Source organism: Serratia sp. K1WW1 (assembly GCF_055790865.1).
Genome location: NZ_CM147697.1, coordinates 419,486 through 436,947, shown reverse-complemented (window position 1 = coordinate 436,947; position 17,462 = coordinate 419,486). Strand labels below are relative to the sequence as shown.

The window sequence follows — 17,462 nt, the reverse complement described above, 5'->3', positions numbered from 1 at the left end:
AATGGCAATTTTATCCACTGTTGATAGTACCGCCAGATGCCTATTGTGATAGCCAACAACCTTTATCCATCAGGGGTCATTCCCCGGTGGTTTTATCTCAGAAGCACGCTGGTTGCGGCCAGGGAGTGAACGATGAAAGAGCTACTCAATATTCTAAGAAACACACGCCAGCACTTGATGACCGGCGTCTCCCATATGATCCCGTTTGTGGTCGCCGGCGGCATTTTGCTGGCCATCTCCGTGATGCTGTATGGCAAAGGGGCAGTCCCCGATGCGGCTACGGACCCTAACCTGAAAAAACTGTTCGACATCGGCGTGGCCGGATTGACGTTGATGGTGCCTTTCCTGGCGGCCTATATCGGCTACTCCATCTCGGATCGCTCCGCGCTGGCTCCCTCGGCGATTGGGGCCTGGGTAGGCGCATCCTTCGGGGCTGGTTTCTTCGGGGCGATCATCGCTGGCCTGCTGGGCGGCATTATTGTGTTCTATCTCAAGAAGATCCCGGTGCCGAAGATCCTGCGCTCGGTGATGCCGATCTTCGTGATCCCAATCATCGGCACCCTGCTTACCGCAGGCATCATGATGTGGGGCCTGGGCGAGCCGGTTGGCGCGCTGACCAACGGCCTGACCCACTGGCTGCAAGGTATGCAGCAGGGCAGCATCGTAGTGCTGGCCATCATCATGGGCCTGATGTTGGCGTTTGACATGGGCGGCCCGGTTAACAAGGTGGCCTACGCCTTTATGCTGATCTGCGTCGCTCAGGGCGTGTACTCGGTAGTCGCCATCGCGGCCGTTGCCATCGCCACCCCGCCGCTCGGCCTGGGATTCGCCACGCTGATTGGCCGCAAATACTACACCCCAGAAGAGCGCGAAGCGGGTAAAGCTGCACTGCTGATGGGCTGCGTCGGCGTTACCGAAGGGGCTATCCCGTTCGCCGCTGCCGATCCGCTGCGCGTGATCCCTTCCATCATGATTGGTTCTGCCTGCGCCGCCGTGACCGCTGCGTTGGTGGGTGCACAGTGCTACGCCGGTTGGGGTGGTCTGATTGTGCTGCCAGTCGTTGAAGGCAAGCTGGGCTACGTAGCCGCGCTGCTGGTGGGCATGGTGGTCACCGCCCTGCTGGTTAACCTGCTGAAAAGCTTTGCCGCCAAGAAACAGGCTACTAAAGCCGCCCAGGATGATCTGGACTTGGATTTCGAAATTAACTGAATAAATACGCCTGCAAGCTGCCACTAATCACAGTGCAGCTTGCAAGACACGCATACCATTTTGAGGAGTTTTCCATGACCATGATTATCGCTGTAACCGCTTGTCCATCTGGCGTTGCCCATACCTACATGGCTGCCGAAGCCATCGAGCGTTCCGCCAAAGCCCAAGGCTGGCAGTGCAAAGTTGAAACCCAGGGCTCCATCGGCCTGGAAAACGAACTGACGGCCGAAGACGTGGCCGCCGCCGACGTGGTGATCCTGACCAAGGATATCGGCATCAAGTTTGAAGAACGTTTTAAAGGGAAAACCGTGGTACGCGTGGCCATCAGCGACGCGGTAAAACGAGCCGATGCCATCATGGAGAAGATTGCCGCCCATTTAGCGCAAAAGGCTTAACCGCACAGCCCGGCATGACGTGTCGGGTTTTCCCGCCCTCATTACCGCACAAAAGGAAAATGTGATGCTCTCCCGGATCGAACGTCTAAAAGCCGCCCTGTTCTCCGCCCCGCGTGAAATTTCACTCGAACGCGCACTGCTCTATACCGCCAGCCACCGGCAGACCGAGGGAGAACCCACCATCATCCGCCGTGCCAAGGCGACCGCCTATATTCTCGATCACGTGGCAATCACCCTGCGGGAAGATGAACTGATTGCCGGTAACCGTACGGTGAAGCCGCGGGCCGGGATCGTGTCGCCAGAGATGGACCCTTACTGGCTGCTGAAAGAACTGGATGCTTTCCCAACCCGTCCGCAGGATCGCTTTGCCATTTCCGAAGCGGACAAGCAGGTGTATCGCGAGCAGCTTTACCCTTATTGGGAAAAACGTTCGATGAAGGATTTCATCAACTGTCAGATGTCAGAGGAGGTTAAAGCCGCTACCCAGACCCAGATTTTCAGCGTCAACCAGACAGACAAGGGCCAGGGGCATATCATCATCGATTATCCGCGCCTGCTGAATAACGGCCTGGATAGCCTGCTAGCCGAACTGCAAAACCATACGGATCAGCAGCCAGACAACGCGTTTTATGCTGCAGCATTGTTGCTGTTACAAGCCTCACAGCGCCATATCCTGCGCTATGCCAGCCTGGCACACCAAATGGCGGAGCAATGCAGCGATGAGACTCGCCGCGCCGAGCTGCTGCGCATCGCCGAGATCTCCAGCCACAACGCCCACCACAAGCCACAGGATTTCTACCAGGCGTGCCAGCTGTTCTGGTATATGAACATCATTTTGCAGTATGAATCCAACGCCAGCTCACTGTCGCTGGGCCGTTTCGATCAGTACATGCTGCCGTTTTATCAAGCCTCCCTCAATCAGGGGCAAGATCCGGCGTTCCTGAAGGAGCTGCTGGAAAGCCTGTGGGTGAAATGCAACGACATCGTGCTGCTGCGCTCTACTTCCAGCGCTCGTTATTTCGCAGGGTTCCCTACCGGCTACACCATCTTGCTGGGCGGCCTGACGGAAACCGGCCGCAGCGCGGTCAACGTGCTGTCTTTCCTGTGCCTGGATGCCTACCAGAATATCCGCCTGCCACAGCCGAACCTCGGCGTGCGGGTGAATGAGTTTATCGATCGGCCATTCCTGCTGAAAACCGCCGAAACCATCCGCCTCGGCACAGGTATTCCGCAAATCTTTAACGATGAAGTGGTGGTGCCAGCGTTCCTGAACCGTGGCGTCTCACTGGAAGATGCGCGTGATTATGCGGTGGTGGGCTGTGTTGAACTGTCGATCCCAGGGCGCACCTACGGCCTGCACGACATTGCCATGTTCAACCTGCTGAAAGTAATGGAGCTGACGCTGCTGGATAACGAAGGCAACGCCAGCCTCACCTATCCACAGTTGCTGGATCACATTCGCGAAAAAATTCGCCATTATGTCCGGCTGATGGCAGAAGGCAGCAACATCTGCGATATCGGCCACCGCGACTGGGCACCGGTGCCGCTGCTGTCTTCCTTTATCGATGACTGCCTGCAACACGGCAAAGACATCACCGAAGGCGGCGCACGCTACAACTTCTCCGGGGTACAAGGTATCGGCATCGCCAACCTGAGCGATTCGCTGTTTGCCCTGAAAGGCCTGGTGTTCGATCAACAGCGCCTGAGCTTTGATGAGCTGTTGGCCACGCTGAAGGCCAACTTCGCCACGCCGGAAGGGGAAAAGATCCGCGCACGGTTGATCAACCGCTTCGATAAATACGGCAATGATATCGACGAAGTTGACCTTATCAGCGCCGATCTGCTGCGATTTTACTGCAAAGAGGTGGAACAGTACCGTAACCCGCGCGGCGGTCAATTTACCCCCGGTTCTTATACCGTTTCTGCCCACGTGCCATTGGGGGCGGTGGTGGGAGCCACACCAGACGGGCGGTATGCAGGGGAACAATTGGCGGACGGCGGGCTTTCGCCAATGCTCGGCCAGGATGGCCAGGGGCCGACGGCGGTGCTGAAATCGGTGAGCAAGCTGGATAACTACCTGCTCTCCAACGGTACGTTGCTGAACGTGAAGTTCACCCCAAGTACGCTGGAAGGTCAGCAAGGGCTGAACAAACTGGCCGATTTCCTCGGGGCCTTTACCAAGCTCAAGCTACAGCACGTGCAGTTCAACGTAGTGAATGCCGAAACGCTGAAGGAAGCGCAGGCCAGACCACAGGACTTCGCCGGGCTGGTGGTGCGTGTTGCCGGCTATAGCGCATTCTTCGTGGAGCTGTCGAAGGAGATCCAGGATGACATCATCCGCCGTACAGCGCATCAACTGTAACCTGATCACGCCCGGGTTTTCCCGGGCGACACCCGCGGAGCCAATGGCCCGGATCTTCAATATTCAGCGTTATTCGCTGAACGACGGCCACGGCATCCGCACCGTGGTGTTTTTCAAAGGCTGCCCACATAGCTGCCCTTGGTGTGCCAACCCGGAGTCGATGTCTGGCAAAATCCATCGCGTACGCCGCGAGGCCAAATGCCTGCGCTGCCAGCCCTGCCTGAACGACGCACAGGAGTGCCCAAGCGGAGCGATGGAACTGATCGGGCAAAACATCACGCTGGAGGCGCTGTTACAGCAAATCCTTAAGGATGAGGTGTTTTATCGCACCTCCGGCGGCGGGGTGACGCTTTCCGGTGGCGAAGTACTGATGCAGGCCGAGTTTGCCACCCAACTGTTGCAGCGCTTGCAGGCGTTGGGCATCAATACCGCCGTCGAAACCGCCGGAGATGCCTCGCAGGCCCAGGTGCTGGCCCTGGCAGAACACTGCGACCAAGTCCTGTTCGATCTGAAAATCATGGATGCCGAGGCCGCCAAACATCAGTTGAACATCAATATGCCACGGGTGCTGGCAAACTTTACCGCGCTGGTGCAGCGCGGAGTTAACCTGATCCCGCGCCTGCCGTTAATACCCGGCTACACTTTGAGCACGGAGAATATGGCGCAGGTGCTGGCATTCCTGGCGCCTTTTGGGCTACAAGAGATCCATCTGCTGCCTTTTCATCAGTACGGCGAGGCGAAATATACCCTGCTGGGGCGCGAATATGCCATGCGCGGCGTAGCGGCCCCAACGGAACTACAGATCGCTCCCTTACAGGCGATGGCGCAACAGGCGGGTTACCGGGTGATCATTGGCGGTTGAACAGCAGCAAAAGGGGCTGACATGACGATAAAACTCGTAGCGGTAACGGCCTGTATCAGCGGGGTCGCCCATACCTACATGGCTGCCGAGCGGCTGGAAAAACTGTGCGCGCAGGAGAAATGGCCGGTCAAAGTAGAAACCCAGGGTGCATTGGGGATTGAAAATTCGCTGACGGCGGACGATCTTGCCCAGGCCGACGTGGTGCTGTTGATCAGCGACATTCTGCTGGCGGAAAGTGAGCGTTTTGAGCACCACCGCTGCGTGCAGATCGGCATCAATACCTTTTTGCGTACGCCGGAGAAGGCGCTCAGTGCGGTACGCAAGGCAGCCGCTTCGCCCCAGGAAACGCATATCCGCGTGGTGTAATCTCCCTCACCCTAACCCTCTCCCCAAGGAGAGGGGACCGATCGAGTGTGCTTGAAATTGTAGTGACTCACCTTGGATGGGGGGTAAATAAGGGACCCGAACGGCACATCCCTTCGAAAATAACGGCTTTGTTACCGATTAACTCCCACACCTGATCACGACGCCGATCAGCTCCCTTTCCCTAACCCTCCCCAAGGAGAGGGAACCGCTCGAGTGTGTTTGAAATTGTAGTGACTCACCTTGGATGGGGGTAAATAAGGGACCCAAACGGCACATCCCTGCGAAAATAACGGCTTTGTTACCGATTAACTCCCACACCTGATCACGACGCCGATCAGCTCCCTCACACTCTCCCCAAGGAGAGGGAACCGATCGAGTATCTCTGAAATTATAGTTTTTCACCTTGGATGAGGGGACGATCGCATTTGCTGATATGGCCTCTTTACTTGCAAAAGAGCAAGGGCTATCAGCTCCCTCTCCCTGTGGGAGAGGGTTGGGGTGAGGGGCCCAGCTCACTGTGGTATTGGCCGCGATACTCCGACGGGGAACGTTCGGTGTTCTTGCGAAACAGGCGGCAGAAATAGTTGCTGTCGACAAACCCGCAGGCGTGCGCCACCTCTTTCACCTTCATGTCATAGCGTTTGAGCAGGTGCTTCGCCTGCTCCAGCCGCACGTGATTAAGATATTCGTTAAACCCGATGCCACCGGCCTTCTGGAACAGATGAGAAAGGTAATTCGGTGAGATATAAAACGCCTGGGCCACCGACTCGCGGGTAAGCGGCTCGCGATAATGCTCCTCCAGGTGACCCCGCACCGCATCAAACAGCGCCTGGCTGCGCGAGGCGGTTCTCACCGAGGTGCCAAACAGATCGAGCGCATGGCTCAGCAAGCCTTTAACCAGGAAACGCGCGGTAGGCTGATCGCTCTGATGCCAGGAGAGCTCGTTAAGCGCCTGCAACATGAACGACCCCACGCGCGGGCCACGGCGCGCCACGTTATCCTTACCCAGCGGCAGAGTGTTTTCCCCATCCCAGCCTAACAGGCTATAGCCCAGTTGCTGCTTGCCAAACAACAGGCTGAGCGTGGTTGTAGGTTGCTGCCAGCGCGGGCTGTTCCAACCTTGCGCCGGGACAAACAGCACATCCCCCGGCAACAGTATCTGTTGTTGCCGCGCTCCCTGGCTGCCCTCCCACTCCATTTCCTGCTCCCCGTCCACCACCAGTTCAAGGCGCGGAAAGCCTACCTGATAAGCCAGCTCCGGGGCCGGATGTTGATTGCCAGCAAAATAAACCTGCCGGATCCCCTGCCCATCATCGAGCAGCGGAGCCAACACGGCCACCAGCGGGTGTTTCATCGGGAATAATCCTTCAAACCAAGTGAACAACGAGACTTGATAATAACCAATAGCGGCGAGGAAAACGCGGGAGTAGAACAAGAAAAGGGCGCCGAAGCGCCCTTGGATAAAACATCGTGTTTGGATCAGACCACCTGCTCACGCAGGCGCTGAGCCGCTAACACCATGTTGGCCAGCGACTGGCGGGTTTCTGGCCAGCCACGGGTTTTCAGGCCGCAGTCCGGGTTCACCCACAGGCGCTCCGCCGGGATATTCTGTGCCGCTTTACGCAGCAATGCTTCAATCCATTCCACGCTTGGCACGTTCGGCGAGTGGATGTCGTAAACGCCCGGCCCGATTTCATTTGGATAGTCGAACTCTTTGAACGCTTCCAGCAGATCCATATCGGAACGTGAGGTTTCGATGGTGATCACATCGGCATCCAGCGCCGCGATAGAATCCATGATGTCGTTGAACTCGCAATAACACATGTGGGTGTGGATCTGGGTATCATCCTGCGCCACTGCGGCGTTCAGTTTGAAGGCATCCACTGCCCAGTCGAGGTACGCGGCCCAATCGGACTGGCGCAGCGGCAGGCCTTCGCGCAGTGCAGGCTCGTCGATCTGGATGATGCCAATGCCAGCCTTCTCCAAGTCTTCCACTTCGTCACGCAGTGCCAGCGCAATCTGCTTGGCGATCACTTCACGGGTCACATCTTCACGCGGGAAGGACCAGCAAAGAATGGTCACCGGGCCGGTCAACATGCCTTTTACCGGCTTGTCGGTCAGCGACTGGGCAAACTTGGCCCACTCTACGGTGATGGCTTCCGGGCGGCTGATATCGCCAATAATCACCGGTGGTTTCACGCAGCGGGAACCGTAGCTCTGTACCCAACCGTTTTGCGTGAACACGAAGCCGTCCAGGTTTTCGCCGAAGTATTCCACCATGTCGTTACGCTCGGCTTCGCCGTGCACCAGCACGTCCAGCCCCAGGCGTTCCTGCTCGGCGATGGCTTGCTTGATATGTTCGCCGATGCTGGTGCGGTAGTTGCTACCATCCAGACGGCCCTGCTTGAAGTCCAGGCGCAGGCCGCGGATTTCGGTGGTCTGCGGGAAGGAGCCGATGGTGGTGGTTGGCCAGGCTGGCAGGTTGAAGCGATCGCGCTGAGCCTGAGCACGTTGTTCATAAGGGCGCTGACGTTCGCTGTCTTTGGCAGTGATGGCCGCCAGGCGTTGCTCAACCTGCGCATTATGCACACGGCTGGATTGACGGCGGGCGCGGATTGGGGCGCTGTAGGCATCCAGTTTGGCTTGTTTATCTGCCCCTGGTGCATTCAGAGCTGAGCTCAACAACGCCAGCTCGGCACATTTTTGCAGTGCAAAGGCGAACCAGCTTTTCACTTCTTCGTCCAGGCGGCTTTCCACGCTCAGATCGATCGGGCTGTGCAGCAGCGAGCACGAGGTGCCAATCCACAGTGGGCGGCTCCCTACCAGCGGTTGCAAGCGTTCAAACCAGCTGCTCACATCGGCACGCCAGACGTTACGGCCATTGATCACCCCAAGCGACAGCACCCACTCTTTGGGTAACGCGTTGTTCAGGGCCGCGGCATCATCTTTGCCTGCGACCAGATCCACATGCAGCCCCTGCACCGGCAGTTCACGGATGGTGTCGAGGTTATGGCCAATGCTGTCGAAATAGGTAGTCAGCAGCAGTTTGACCTGGCCTTGCAGCGCGGTATAAGCCGGTTTAAAGGCCTCCAACCAGGCTTTGGGCAGTTCCAGCACCAGCGCAGGTTCGTCGATCTGTACCCACTCGATGCCGCGTTTGGCCAGCTCCGCCAGCACTTGCTGGTAGACCGGCAGGATATCGTTCAGCAGTGACAGGCGGTCGAACAGCTCGCCCTTCACCTTGCCCAGCCACAGATAGGTTACCGGGCCCAACAGCACCGGCTTGATTTTGTGGCCCAGCGCCAACGCTTCGTCAACTTCATCCAACAGTTGGGTCCAGCCCAGTTTGAACTGCTGGCCTTTAGTAAACTCAGGCACCATGTAGTGATAGTTGGTGTTAAACCATTTGGTCATTTCCGCCGCCGCCGCAGGTTCACCGGTAGGTGCGCGGCCACGGCCAATGCGGAACAGGGTATCGAGATCGATCGAGCCATCCTGGTTTTGATGGCGCGCCGGGACGTTGCCCAGCAGCAGGCTGGTGGTCAGTACGTGATCGTACCAGGCGAAATCGCCAACCGGCACCAAATCCACCCCGGCCTGCTGTTGTTGTTGCCAGTGACGAGCGCGCAGCTCGCGGCCAACCGCCAACAGCTCTTCCTGTGTTGAATTACCTGCCCAGTAACTTTCCTGCGCTTTTTTCAGTTCACGACGCAGACCAACGCGTGGAAAACCCAGTGTGTGATTTAGAATTGTCATCGTCATATTTCCCATTTAGCCGTCCAGATGTTTACACATCCATAATCCGCAGGTACTGTATGATCCACAAGCGCAATATTTTCACTGTCACTGTGAAGGACTCTCATGATCGAACTGAAACACTTACGGACCCTACAGGCTCTGCGTAATACCGGCTCCCTGGCCGCCGCCGCCGCACAGCTCCATCAGACACAGTCTGCCCTTTCGCATCAGTTCAGCGATCTGGAGCAGCGTCTGGGCTTTAAGCTGTTTGTTCGTAAAAGCCAGCCGCTGCGCTTTACCGCTCAGGGGGAGATCCTGCTACAGCTGGCAGAGCAGGTATTGCCGCAGATCCAACAGGCGCTGCAGGCCTGCCACGAACCGCATCAAACCACGCTGCGCATCGCCATCGAATGCCACAGCTGTATTCAGTGGCTGACTCCGGCGTTGGACAACTTCCGCTCCTATTTCCCGCAGGTGGTGATGGATTTCAAATCCGGCGTGACGTTCGATCCGCAACCAGCCCTGCAACAAGGTGAGCTGGATCTGGTGCTGACCTCTGACATCCTGCCGCGCAGCGGACTGCACTATTCGCCGATGTTCGATTTTGAAGTCCGGCTGATCCTGGCCCCCGATCACCCGTTGGCCAATAAGCCGCACATTGAACCGGCAGACCTGAGTGATGAAGTACTGATGATCTACCCGGTGCAGCGCCAACGGCTGGACATCTGGCGTCATTTCCTGCAGCCGGCAGGCGTCAGCCCGGCGCTGAAAAACGTCGATAACACGCTGTTATTGATTCAAATGGTGTCAGCCCGGATGGGGATCGCCGCGTTACCGCACTGGGTGGTGGAGAGTTTTGAACGCCAGGGGCTGGTCGTCACCAAGACGCTCGGGGATGGCCTGTGGAGCCGGTTATATGCCGCCACGCGCGACGGTGAGCAGCGCCAGACGGTCACCGAAGCCTTTATCCGCTCGGCACGTCAGCACGCCTGCGATCACCTGCCGTTTGTGCGTGATGCCGCCAGGCCCAGCGCCAATATTGCAGGGGCCAAATCCTTAACTTCCTTGAGTTAACTGATTGGCGGACGGGGAGTCTAATTTTACACACACTCTGCACCATGCAAATTCGGCAAAAGCGGTTACAGTAATTTCATCGGGGACCATTCCCCCTAGAAATTATCGGCTTTTCCGAGGCGCTTATGCGAACACTGCGTGGTTGTTATCAATGGTTCCTTCTTCTGGTGCTGTTAGCCAGCACAACGTTATGGGCCGCCGAGGCGGTTGCTCCCTGGCCACACAGCGTGATCCTTTCCGGCACCGCCATGGAGCTGCACCAGCCGCAGCTCGACAGTTGGCAAGATAACCTGCTGAAAGGCCGCATGGTGGTGGCGGTGAAAACCGGCACCCTGACCGATGCCAAAGGCAACAAACAGGACAAAATCAGCTACGGCGTCGCCTGGATCAGCGCCCGTACCAGTACCGACAAAGAACAACGGCAGGTGACGCTGGACAATATCAACGTTGAAAAGGTGAACTTCCCGACAGATAGCGCCAATCAAGACCATTATTTGGCATTATTACGCCAACTTCCTGCCAAAACGCTTTTAGTCAGCCTTGACCAGTTGGAGTCCGATCTGGCCATTCAGGATCGGGTCCCACAGCAGGGCGTGAAGGTCAACAATGCTCCGCCAAAAATTCTGTTCGCTTTCCAACCCGCCGCGCTGGTGTTACTTGATGGCCAGCCTGCCTGGCAGGCTAGCGGGCAATCGGGTGTGGAACGCGCCATCAATACCCGCTCGTTGCTGCTGAAAAAAGACGGCACGCTGTATATCTACTTTGCCAATCAGTGGTATACCGCGCCCAGTATCAGCGGGCCGTGGGTGCAAAAACTCACGGTGCCGGTAGAGCTGACCCAGGCTATGCAGGCCGCAGTGAAAAGTAAGCTGGTCACCACCGGGCCGCAGGAAAAAACCTCGGTCACCAAGCCAGCGGAGATCACGGTCTCCACTGAGCCAGCAGAGCTGATCCAGATCGACGGCGATCCGCAGTTTATGCCGATTGACGGCACCCAGCTGTCTTACGTGGCCAATACGCCTTCAGACGTGTTTATCGATGCCCAGCAAAATAACCGCTGGTACGTGTTGGTGTCTGGCCGCTGGTTCCGTGCCGATTCCACCAACGGCCCATGGCAGTATGTTGCCGGTAGCGCTATGCCAGCAGATTTCAGCAATATCCCGTCCGACAGCCCAAAAAGCGCGGTACTGGCCTCGATCCCAGGTACGCCTGAAGCTCGCGAGGCGCTGATCGCCAACTCGGTCCCACAGACCGCCAAAGTGTCACGCAGCAAAGCGGCGCTACAGGTTCGTTATGATGGCGGCAGCGCCAAATTCAGGCCGATCGACGGTACGCCGCTGCAATACGCCTGGAACACCGATGTGCCGGTGATCAAGGTAGACGGCAAGAGCTTCTTCGCGGTGAAAAACGGCGTATGGTTTGCCGCCACCGCACCGCAGGGCCCGTGGGTGGTTGCCGCCAACGTCCCGGCGGTGATTTACACCATTCCAGCGAATTCCCCTCTGCATTACGTGACCTATGTTCGCGTCTATGGCAGCACCAGCGAGGAGGTATACGTCGGTTATACGCCGGGGTATTACGGCACCGTGGCCAGCAATGGCGTGGTGGTATATGGCACCGGTTATCCTTGCAACGCCTGGATTGGCAACGTCTGGTACAGCTGCCCGGCGACCTACGGCTACGGCAGCAGCTTTGCCTGGGACCCGGCGATCGGTTGGAGCTTTGGCTTCATCAGCGGTTGGATCTGGGGCAGTGCCTGGAGCCAACCTTGGTGGGGCCCCTGGTACGGTTACTACCCGCCCTATCATCCTGGCTACTGGGGTGGCGGCGTGTCGGTGTATAACGTCTATAACCACTGGGGAAACACCGTGGCGCAAGGCGTGCGAGCCGACTGGAGCAATCCGTGGAACGGCCATTACGGCAGCAACGTGCGCGGCAGTTTCTACAATAACGCCACCGGCGGCCACGGAGCAGGTTACGCCTGGCGCGATACCAACGGCAATAACGGCATCACCCACGCGGGTGCGGGCGGCGTACGCTTCAATCCCCAGACCGGCCGAGCTGTGGCTGCCAACGGTGCCGGGGCTTATAACCCGAATACCGGTAACGGCATCGCAGGGGGAGAACGCAACAGCGTTAATACCAAGACCGGGCGCGTAACCCACAGCCAAAGCATTAGTGGAACCACACCGCAAGGGGCAGGTAAGGCAGGCAGCTTTACCACCGCTGGGAAAAATGGCGTGGCGCACGGCTCAGGTTATGTGCATTACAATAAGGAAACCGGCCAGGTGACACACGGAGGCGTGGTTAGCGGCCCCGACCACGTCTACGCCGGACGCGATGGCAAGGTCTATAAGTACGATAACGGCAGTTGGCAGCAGATGAACGCCAGCGGCAAGTTTGTCAAAAGCCAGCCTCCGGCAGAGGTCAGCAGCGCCCAGCAGGCCCGCCAACGCGGGAATGAACGGCAGACCGAGCGGGCGCAAACGTTACAAACGCAGCCGCGTCTGAATCAAGAGCAACGTCAACAGGTACAGCAGCGGGTGCAACAAAGAACGCCGGCCCAACAGACACAACCGCGCCTTAACCAGCAGCAGCGCATGCAGCAAAGAGCGCCGGAACAGCATCATCAGTTCGACCGCAGTAACTATGAACCGCGTTTCCATGGGGGCATGGGGGGAAGAAGGTAGTCGTAGAACTCACAAGGGGCGCTGCATGCAGCGCCCCCTACGATAAGGCATCCTGCGTTAATGGGTGCCTTTCGGCGCAACCCAGCGGCGATGTACCCATAGCGAAGCGACAATCACCGAGCCACCGATAATAAAGCTGGCCCAGTGCGGCTGCTGATGCCAAACAGCAAAATTAACCAACAGACCCGCAGGCACATGCATGTTATTCATGATGCCCAGAGTACCTGCATCCACCTGCGTCGCCCCGTAATTCCACATAAAATAGCCCAGTCCGGAAGCCACTACGCCCAGCCAAACCAAAATGCCCCATTGCAGGTTGGTGGTTGGCAGTTGGTTCGGATTACCCCACAGGAACCAGGCGACCACCGCTACTGCCGCCGCGCCCAGATAGAACCAGGAAAATGCCGTATGCTGCGGCAGCGGGTGCACTTCCATCAGGCGTTTGTAACCCACCATGCCGATGGCAAAACTGATATTCGCCGCCTGCACCAGCAGCAACCCCCACCAGAAGTGATCGCTCAATTGGTGATAGCGGATAATCGCCGCCCCCAGCACGGCCAGCAACGCGCTGAACAGATAGCCCCAACGCAGACGGCGGCCGCTGATCAGATCGTAAATCAGCGTGATATACAGCGGCGTCAGCACCGTAAACAGCAGGAATTCCGACACGGTCAGATAGAGAAAGGCACGGAAGCTGATCAGATACATGATGCCAAGCTGGAAGGCACCCACCAGCATATACAGCAGGATCACTTTCAGCTTGATATTGCGCCAGCGCAGGAACGGCAGAAACACCAGCGCCGCTAGCCCAACACGCATCAACACCGAGAACCAGCTGTCGACATTGCCTGCCAGGTATTCGCCGATCAGGCTAAAAGAAAATGCCCATAAAATGGTGGTAATAACCAGAAGCAGCACGACAAGTTCACCCTAAAAGATCCGAAAGGGCGATTGTAGCGGAAGGTGGAAAACAACGGGGGGAAAAGGCGGTTGACGTGTGAGCAATAAACAAACTAACGAGCAATTTTTTCTGACTGCGTTAGGCTTAATACTCAGAGAATAAACGGAGATACACCATGAAACGTCAGCTGATTATCGCCACTCTGCTGTGGCTGCCTTGTCTGGCTGCAGCGGAAAACGGCGTCACTACGCTTAGCCAGCAACAGCATTTTCTTAACCAGCGCGACCAGCAGTCACAGCAACAGCGTATGCTGAACAACCAGCAGATGGAACAGCGCCAGCAGCAGGGTTATCCGCTCAAGGCCAATCAGCCCAAAATGCTGCCCTATAACGGCAATATCAACCCGATGCAGCCGCAGATGAACAATGGCAAGATGCTGCAAAACGGCGGCCAGCCCGTAAACCCTTTTAACCAGACTGCTCCGGTAATACCGCAGGCACCGCTCCCGGCTACACCCGCACTCCCATAATGGTGAGGATTAACGGGGTGGTGATCGCCGCCAGCGCGGTGGACATCACCAGGCTGGTAGCGGCAGGGCCCGTTAGAACGTTAAATTGCCGTGACATCAGGTAGACGTTCACCCCCACCGCCATGGAGCCCAGCAGTACCACCACTCGGGTCTCCATTGGGGGTAAATCCATTGACCAAGCCAGCAGCCAGACCACCATCGGCTGGACGATCAGCTTGAGGAAGCAGATGGCGCTGCTCAGTTGCCAGCCTTCGCTGATACGGTATTCCGCCAGCCCCATGCCGAGCACCACCAGCGACAGCGGAGCCGCCACCTGGCCCAGCATGCTGACCGGTTGATCGACAAACACCGGCAGTGGCAGGCCGGTCAGGCTGAACAGCGTGCCAGACAGGATGCCGATAATCAGCGGGTTGGTCAGCACGCTACGCGCCGTTTTGATAAAGCCTTGCAGCGTGGGGGAGCCATTACGCGCCCATTCGATGGAGATGGTCACCAACGTCCACAGAATCAGGCCATTGAATACCAGCACCAGAGCCACCGATGGGATGGCCTCCTCTCCCAGCATCACCGTGGCGATTGGCAGGCCAAGCATGACGTTATTGGAGAAAATGCCGCCCAGAGCGAATACCGAACCCGAAACGCCGTCCAGCTTGAAGATCCGCCGTGCAGCAATGCGGCCGATCACGAAGACGATCAGGCAACTGCCGAAGAAGGCGATCAGCAGGCGGGCATCCACCGCCGGACGTTGTGAGAAATCGCACATCATGCGAAACAGCATGGCGGGTAAAGCGAGGGAAAACACGAAGCGGGTCAGGCCATCGGTGATGGTCGCTGGCCATTTTCCCCAGCGGATAAGGCCATATCCCAGCACGATCAGCACAAATAACGGCAAAGACAGCACTATCTGGTGCCACAGCGAAACAATAAAGGCAGGCATCGTATCCCTTCCGATGGCGCGGCGGCAACGGGCTGACGTCGCTATGTTCTGGTTTAGTCAAAGTGAATGGCCCTCACCCTAACCCTCTCCCACAGGGAGAGGGGACCGATCGAGCTCGCTGATACTCCGGAGAAATTCAGGCTAACCCAGTATTCAGACACACTCCCTCGCCCTTAGGGCTGAGGAATCCCCAGAAAAATTGAGACGATAAATAGGCTATTTTTTACCCATAAACGGACTAAAAAATAGCCTCAAGCAGACGAGAAAAAGTGGTTCGTCATTCTCTCACTGCCAATTTACGAACAAAATGGAACAGATTGATCGTAAAACACTCTCTCTAATTCTCTGAAAATACTAAGAAAAAATTAGTGGGGATACCTCAGCCCTTAGGGAGAGAGAACCGATCGAGCTCGCTGATACTCCGGAGAAATTCAGGCTAACCCAGTGTCCAGACTGACAGCGAAATCCGATCTAACTCTCTGATACCCCGTAAGAAACCTGGCTAACACAGCGCAGGGACTAGCTCCCTCTCCCTGTGGGAGAGGGTTGGGGTGAGGGGTCATCTTTATCTACTAAATTAACCGTTTAAAAATCCGGACCGATCAAATCTATCCGGTCGGTGCAAATACAGTCAACGCCCCAATTCAACAATAAGCGCGCCCGCTCCGGCTGATTGACGGTATACACCAGAATACGCAGCCCGGCATCTTTCAACGCCGCGACACGTTCAGCGGTCAGTTCTTTATGATTAATATGCAGCGAGACACAGCCCAGGCGCTCGGTCAGCTCCCGCCAATTGTCATCCCACTTGTCCAGCAACAGGCCGCGCGGCAGTTCTGGAGCGGTCTGCTGCGCCGCTGCCAGAGCTTCCACCGAGAATGAAGAAAGCAGCGGATCGGTTTGCCCTTGCCACAACATGCTGGCGGCAAACGCCACCACCCGGCCGGTTTCCTCGTCGCTACCGGTGGTTGGCTTGATTTCAATATTGGCCATCATGCCGTGCTGCTTACAGCGCTCCGCCACGTCAGACAGCAGCGGCAAACGCTCCCCTTTAAAGGCCGAGCTGTACCAGTCACCGGCATCCAGCTCTACCAGCTTTTCCCATGGCAGCTCGCCCGCCACGCCCCAGCCGTTGCTAGTGCGTTCGAGCGTGTCATCATGCAGCAGGAAAATCTGCCCGTCCTGCGCCAGTTTGGCGTCAAACTCGATCATCTTGTGGCCATGACGCGCGCCGACATCTATCGCCGCCAGAGTATTTTCCGGTGCCAGAGAACCGCCGCCGCGATGGGCGACAATATGGGGATAAGGCCAGGCTGTAGTCATCAATCCATCCGTGTTCCGCTGTGGGTAGCAAAAAAGTGCAGCGCCGACGCAGGCAGCTGTAAATACAGGGTACTGCCCGCAGGCGGCAGGGTTTCATGGCTCAGGCGGACGATCACGCCTGAACTCCCCCATTGGCCGTGTGCCAGATTATCGGCACCGAGCAGTTCCAGCGTTTGCAGCTCTAGCGGGATCCCGCCCTGCTCGCGCGTACTCAGTTGAATATGCTCCGGTCGGATACCCAACGTCAACTCCTGCCCGCCCCATTGTGGCCGAGGCTCTGGCAGATCCAGCGCCATGCCACCGGCCAGTTGCAGCTGTTTGCCATCCGCACTCAGCGTGCCGGGTAGCAGGTTCATCGCCGGGGAACCGATAAAGCTGGCGACAAACAGCGTCGCCGGACGTTGATAAATCTCGCTCGGCGTACCAATTTGCTCCGCCACACCTTTATTCATCACTATCACCCGCTGCGCCAGCGTCATCGCTTCAACCTGATCGTGGGTGACATACAGGCTGGTGGTTTTCAGGCGGCGATGCAGCTGCTGCAATTCCAGGCGCATCTGGACACGCAATTTGGCGTCCAGGTTGGAGAGCGGTTCATCAAACAGGAACACCGCCGGTTCGCGCACAATCGCGCGCCCCATCGCCACCCGCTGGCGCTGGCCACCGGAAAGCTCACGCGGTTTGCGTTGCAGCAGCGGTTCCAACTCCAGAATACGCGCCGCCTCTTCTACCCGTTGACGGATGTGCTGTTTGCCAAAGCCACGGATTTTCAGGCCATAGGCCATGTTGTCGTACACGCTCATATGCGGATACAGCGCGTAGTTCTGGAACACCATGGCGATGCCGCGATCTTTCGGTTCCAGATCGGTCACGCGCTGGCTATCAATATAGATATCCCCGCTGGTGGTGCACTCCAGCCCGGCCACCATACGCAGCAGCGTCGATTTGCCACAGCCGGAGGGGCCAACCATCACAATAAATTCGCCGTCAGCCACGTCGAGATCGATCTGCTTGATCACCGGCGTTTTGCCGTCGTAAGACTTGGTGACCGCCTGTAGTTTTAAACCTGCCATATT

14 protein-coding genes are annotated in these 17,462 nt (G+C 57.4%); 8 read left to right on the top strand and 6 right to left on the bottom strand.

Annotation, left to right across the window (positions count from 1 at the left end; all coding sequences use genetic code 11):
• The first annotated feature begins 132 nt into the window (after window positions 1-132).
• The 5 genes from ACX9GU_RS02020 (at window position 133) to ACX9GU_RS02000 (ending at window position 5,194) form a co-directional block, all read left to right on the top strand.
• Window positions 133-1,209: a PTS fructose transporter subunit EIIC gene (locus tag ACX9GU_RS02020; protein WP_473193708.1), complete on the top strand. Its 1,077-nt coding sequence runs from the start codon at window positions 133-135 to the stop codon at window positions 1,207-1,209.
• Between the two features lie 74 nt (window positions 1,210-1,283).
• Complete coding sequence (locus ACX9GU_RS02015) at window positions 1,284-1,604, top strand: PTS fructose-like transporter subunit IIB (RefSeq protein ID WP_021181481.1); 321 nt, start codon at window positions 1,284-1,286, stop codon at window positions 1,602-1,604.
• A gap of 64 nt (window positions 1,605-1,668) precedes the next feature.
• On the top strand, window positions 1,669-3,966 hold the full coding sequence (locus ACX9GU_RS02010) for a formate C-acetyltransferase (protein WP_473193707.1): 2,298 nt from the start codon (window positions 1,669-1,671) through the stop codon (window positions 3,964-3,966).
• A complete protein-coding gene (locus tag ACX9GU_RS02005) occupies window positions 3,932-4,828 on the top strand; it encodes a [formate-C-acetyltransferase]-activating enzyme (protein WP_473193706.1) in 897 nt (298 codons plus the stop codon). The genes ACX9GU_RS02010 and ACX9GU_RS02005 overlap by 35 nt, the downstream gene beginning before the upstream one ends.
• 21 nt (window positions 4,829-4,849) lie before the next feature.
• Complete coding sequence (locus ACX9GU_RS02000; protein WP_021807973.1) at window positions 4,850-5,194, top strand: PTS fructose-like transporter subunit IIB; 345 nt, start codon at window positions 4,850-4,852, stop codon at window positions 5,192-5,194.
• A gap of 466 nt (window positions 5,195-5,660) precedes the next feature.
• Here the strand turns inward: ACX9GU_RS02000 and ACX9GU_RS01995 are convergent, their stop codons facing one another.
• Window positions 5,661-6,548 carry an AraC family transcriptional regulator gene (locus ACX9GU_RS01995; protein WP_059199080.1) on the bottom strand — a complete coding sequence of 296 codons (888 nt, stop codon included), beginning with the start codon at window positions 6,546-6,548 and terminating at the stop codon, window positions 5,661-5,663.
• A 125-nt stretch (window positions 6,549-6,673) separates the two neighbouring features.
• Complete coding sequence (gene metE, locus ACX9GU_RS01990; protein WP_473193705.1) at window positions 6,674-8,950, bottom strand: 5-methyltetrahydropteroyltriglutamate--homocysteine S-methyltransferase; 2,277 nt, start codon at window positions 8,948-8,950, stop codon at window positions 6,674-6,676.
• A 105-nt stretch (window positions 8,951-9,055) separates the two neighbouring features.
• Here metE and metR point away from each other — a divergent pair, with 105 nt between their 5' ends.
• Complete coding sequence (metR, locus tag ACX9GU_RS01985; RefSeq protein ID WP_024484622.1) at window positions 9,056-10,006, top strand: HTH-type transcriptional regulator MetR; 951 nt, start codon at window positions 9,056-9,058, stop codon at window positions 10,004-10,006.
• Window positions 10,007-10,131: 125 nt separating this feature from the next.
• Window positions 10,132-12,696 carry a hypothetical protein gene (locus ACX9GU_RS01980; protein ID WP_473193704.1) on the top strand — a complete coding sequence of 855 codons (2,565 nt, stop codon included), beginning with the start codon at window positions 10,132-10,134 and terminating at the stop codon, window positions 12,694-12,696.
• A 57-nt stretch (window positions 12,697-12,753) separates the two neighbouring features.
• Here ACX9GU_RS01980 and ACX9GU_RS01975 read toward each other — a convergent pair whose 3' ends face one another.
• The gene (locus tag ACX9GU_RS01975; RefSeq protein WP_473193703.1) at window positions 12,754-13,614 is read right to left on the bottom strand and encodes a carboxylate/amino acid/amine transporter; all 861 of its coding nucleotides are present in this window, start codon (window positions 13,612-13,614) and stop codon (window positions 12,754-12,756) included.
• A 158-nt stretch (window positions 13,615-13,772) separates the two neighbouring features.
• On the opposite strand from ACX9GU_RS01975, the gene ACX9GU_RS01970 reads away from it, so the two are divergent.
• Window positions 13,773-14,126, top strand: a complete 354-nt coding sequence (locus tag ACX9GU_RS01970; RefSeq protein WP_473193702.1) for a hypothetical protein — start codon at window positions 13,773-13,775, stop codon at window positions 14,124-14,126.
• On the opposite strand, the gene ACX9GU_RS01965 is transcribed toward ACX9GU_RS01970, so the two are convergent.
• The 3 genes from ACX9GU_RS01965 to ACX9GU_RS01955 form a co-directional block, all read right to left on the bottom strand.
• Window positions 14,107-15,063, bottom strand: coding sequence for an AEC family transporter (locus tag ACX9GU_RS01965; protein WP_174333899.1), 957 nt, complete (start codon window positions 15,061-15,063; stop codon window positions 14,107-14,109). The genes ACX9GU_RS01970 and ACX9GU_RS01965 overlap by 20 nt on opposite strands.
• Before the next feature lie 585 nt (window positions 15,064-15,648).
• Window positions 15,649-16,386 (bottom strand): glycerophosphodiester phosphodiesterase, encoded by a 738-nt coding sequence (gene ugpQ / locus ACX9GU_RS01960; protein ID WP_071681804.1) that lies wholly within the window; start codon window positions 16,384-16,386, stop codon window positions 15,649-15,651.
• Window positions 16,386-17,459, bottom strand: a complete 1,074-nt coding sequence (locus tag ACX9GU_RS01955) for a sn-glycerol-3-phosphate import ATP-binding protein UgpC (protein WP_473193701.1) — start codon at window positions 17,457-17,459, stop codon at window positions 16,386-16,388. The genes ugpQ and ACX9GU_RS01955 overlap by 1 nt, the downstream gene beginning before the upstream one ends.
• Between the last annotated feature and the right edge of the window lie 3 nt (window positions 17,460-17,462).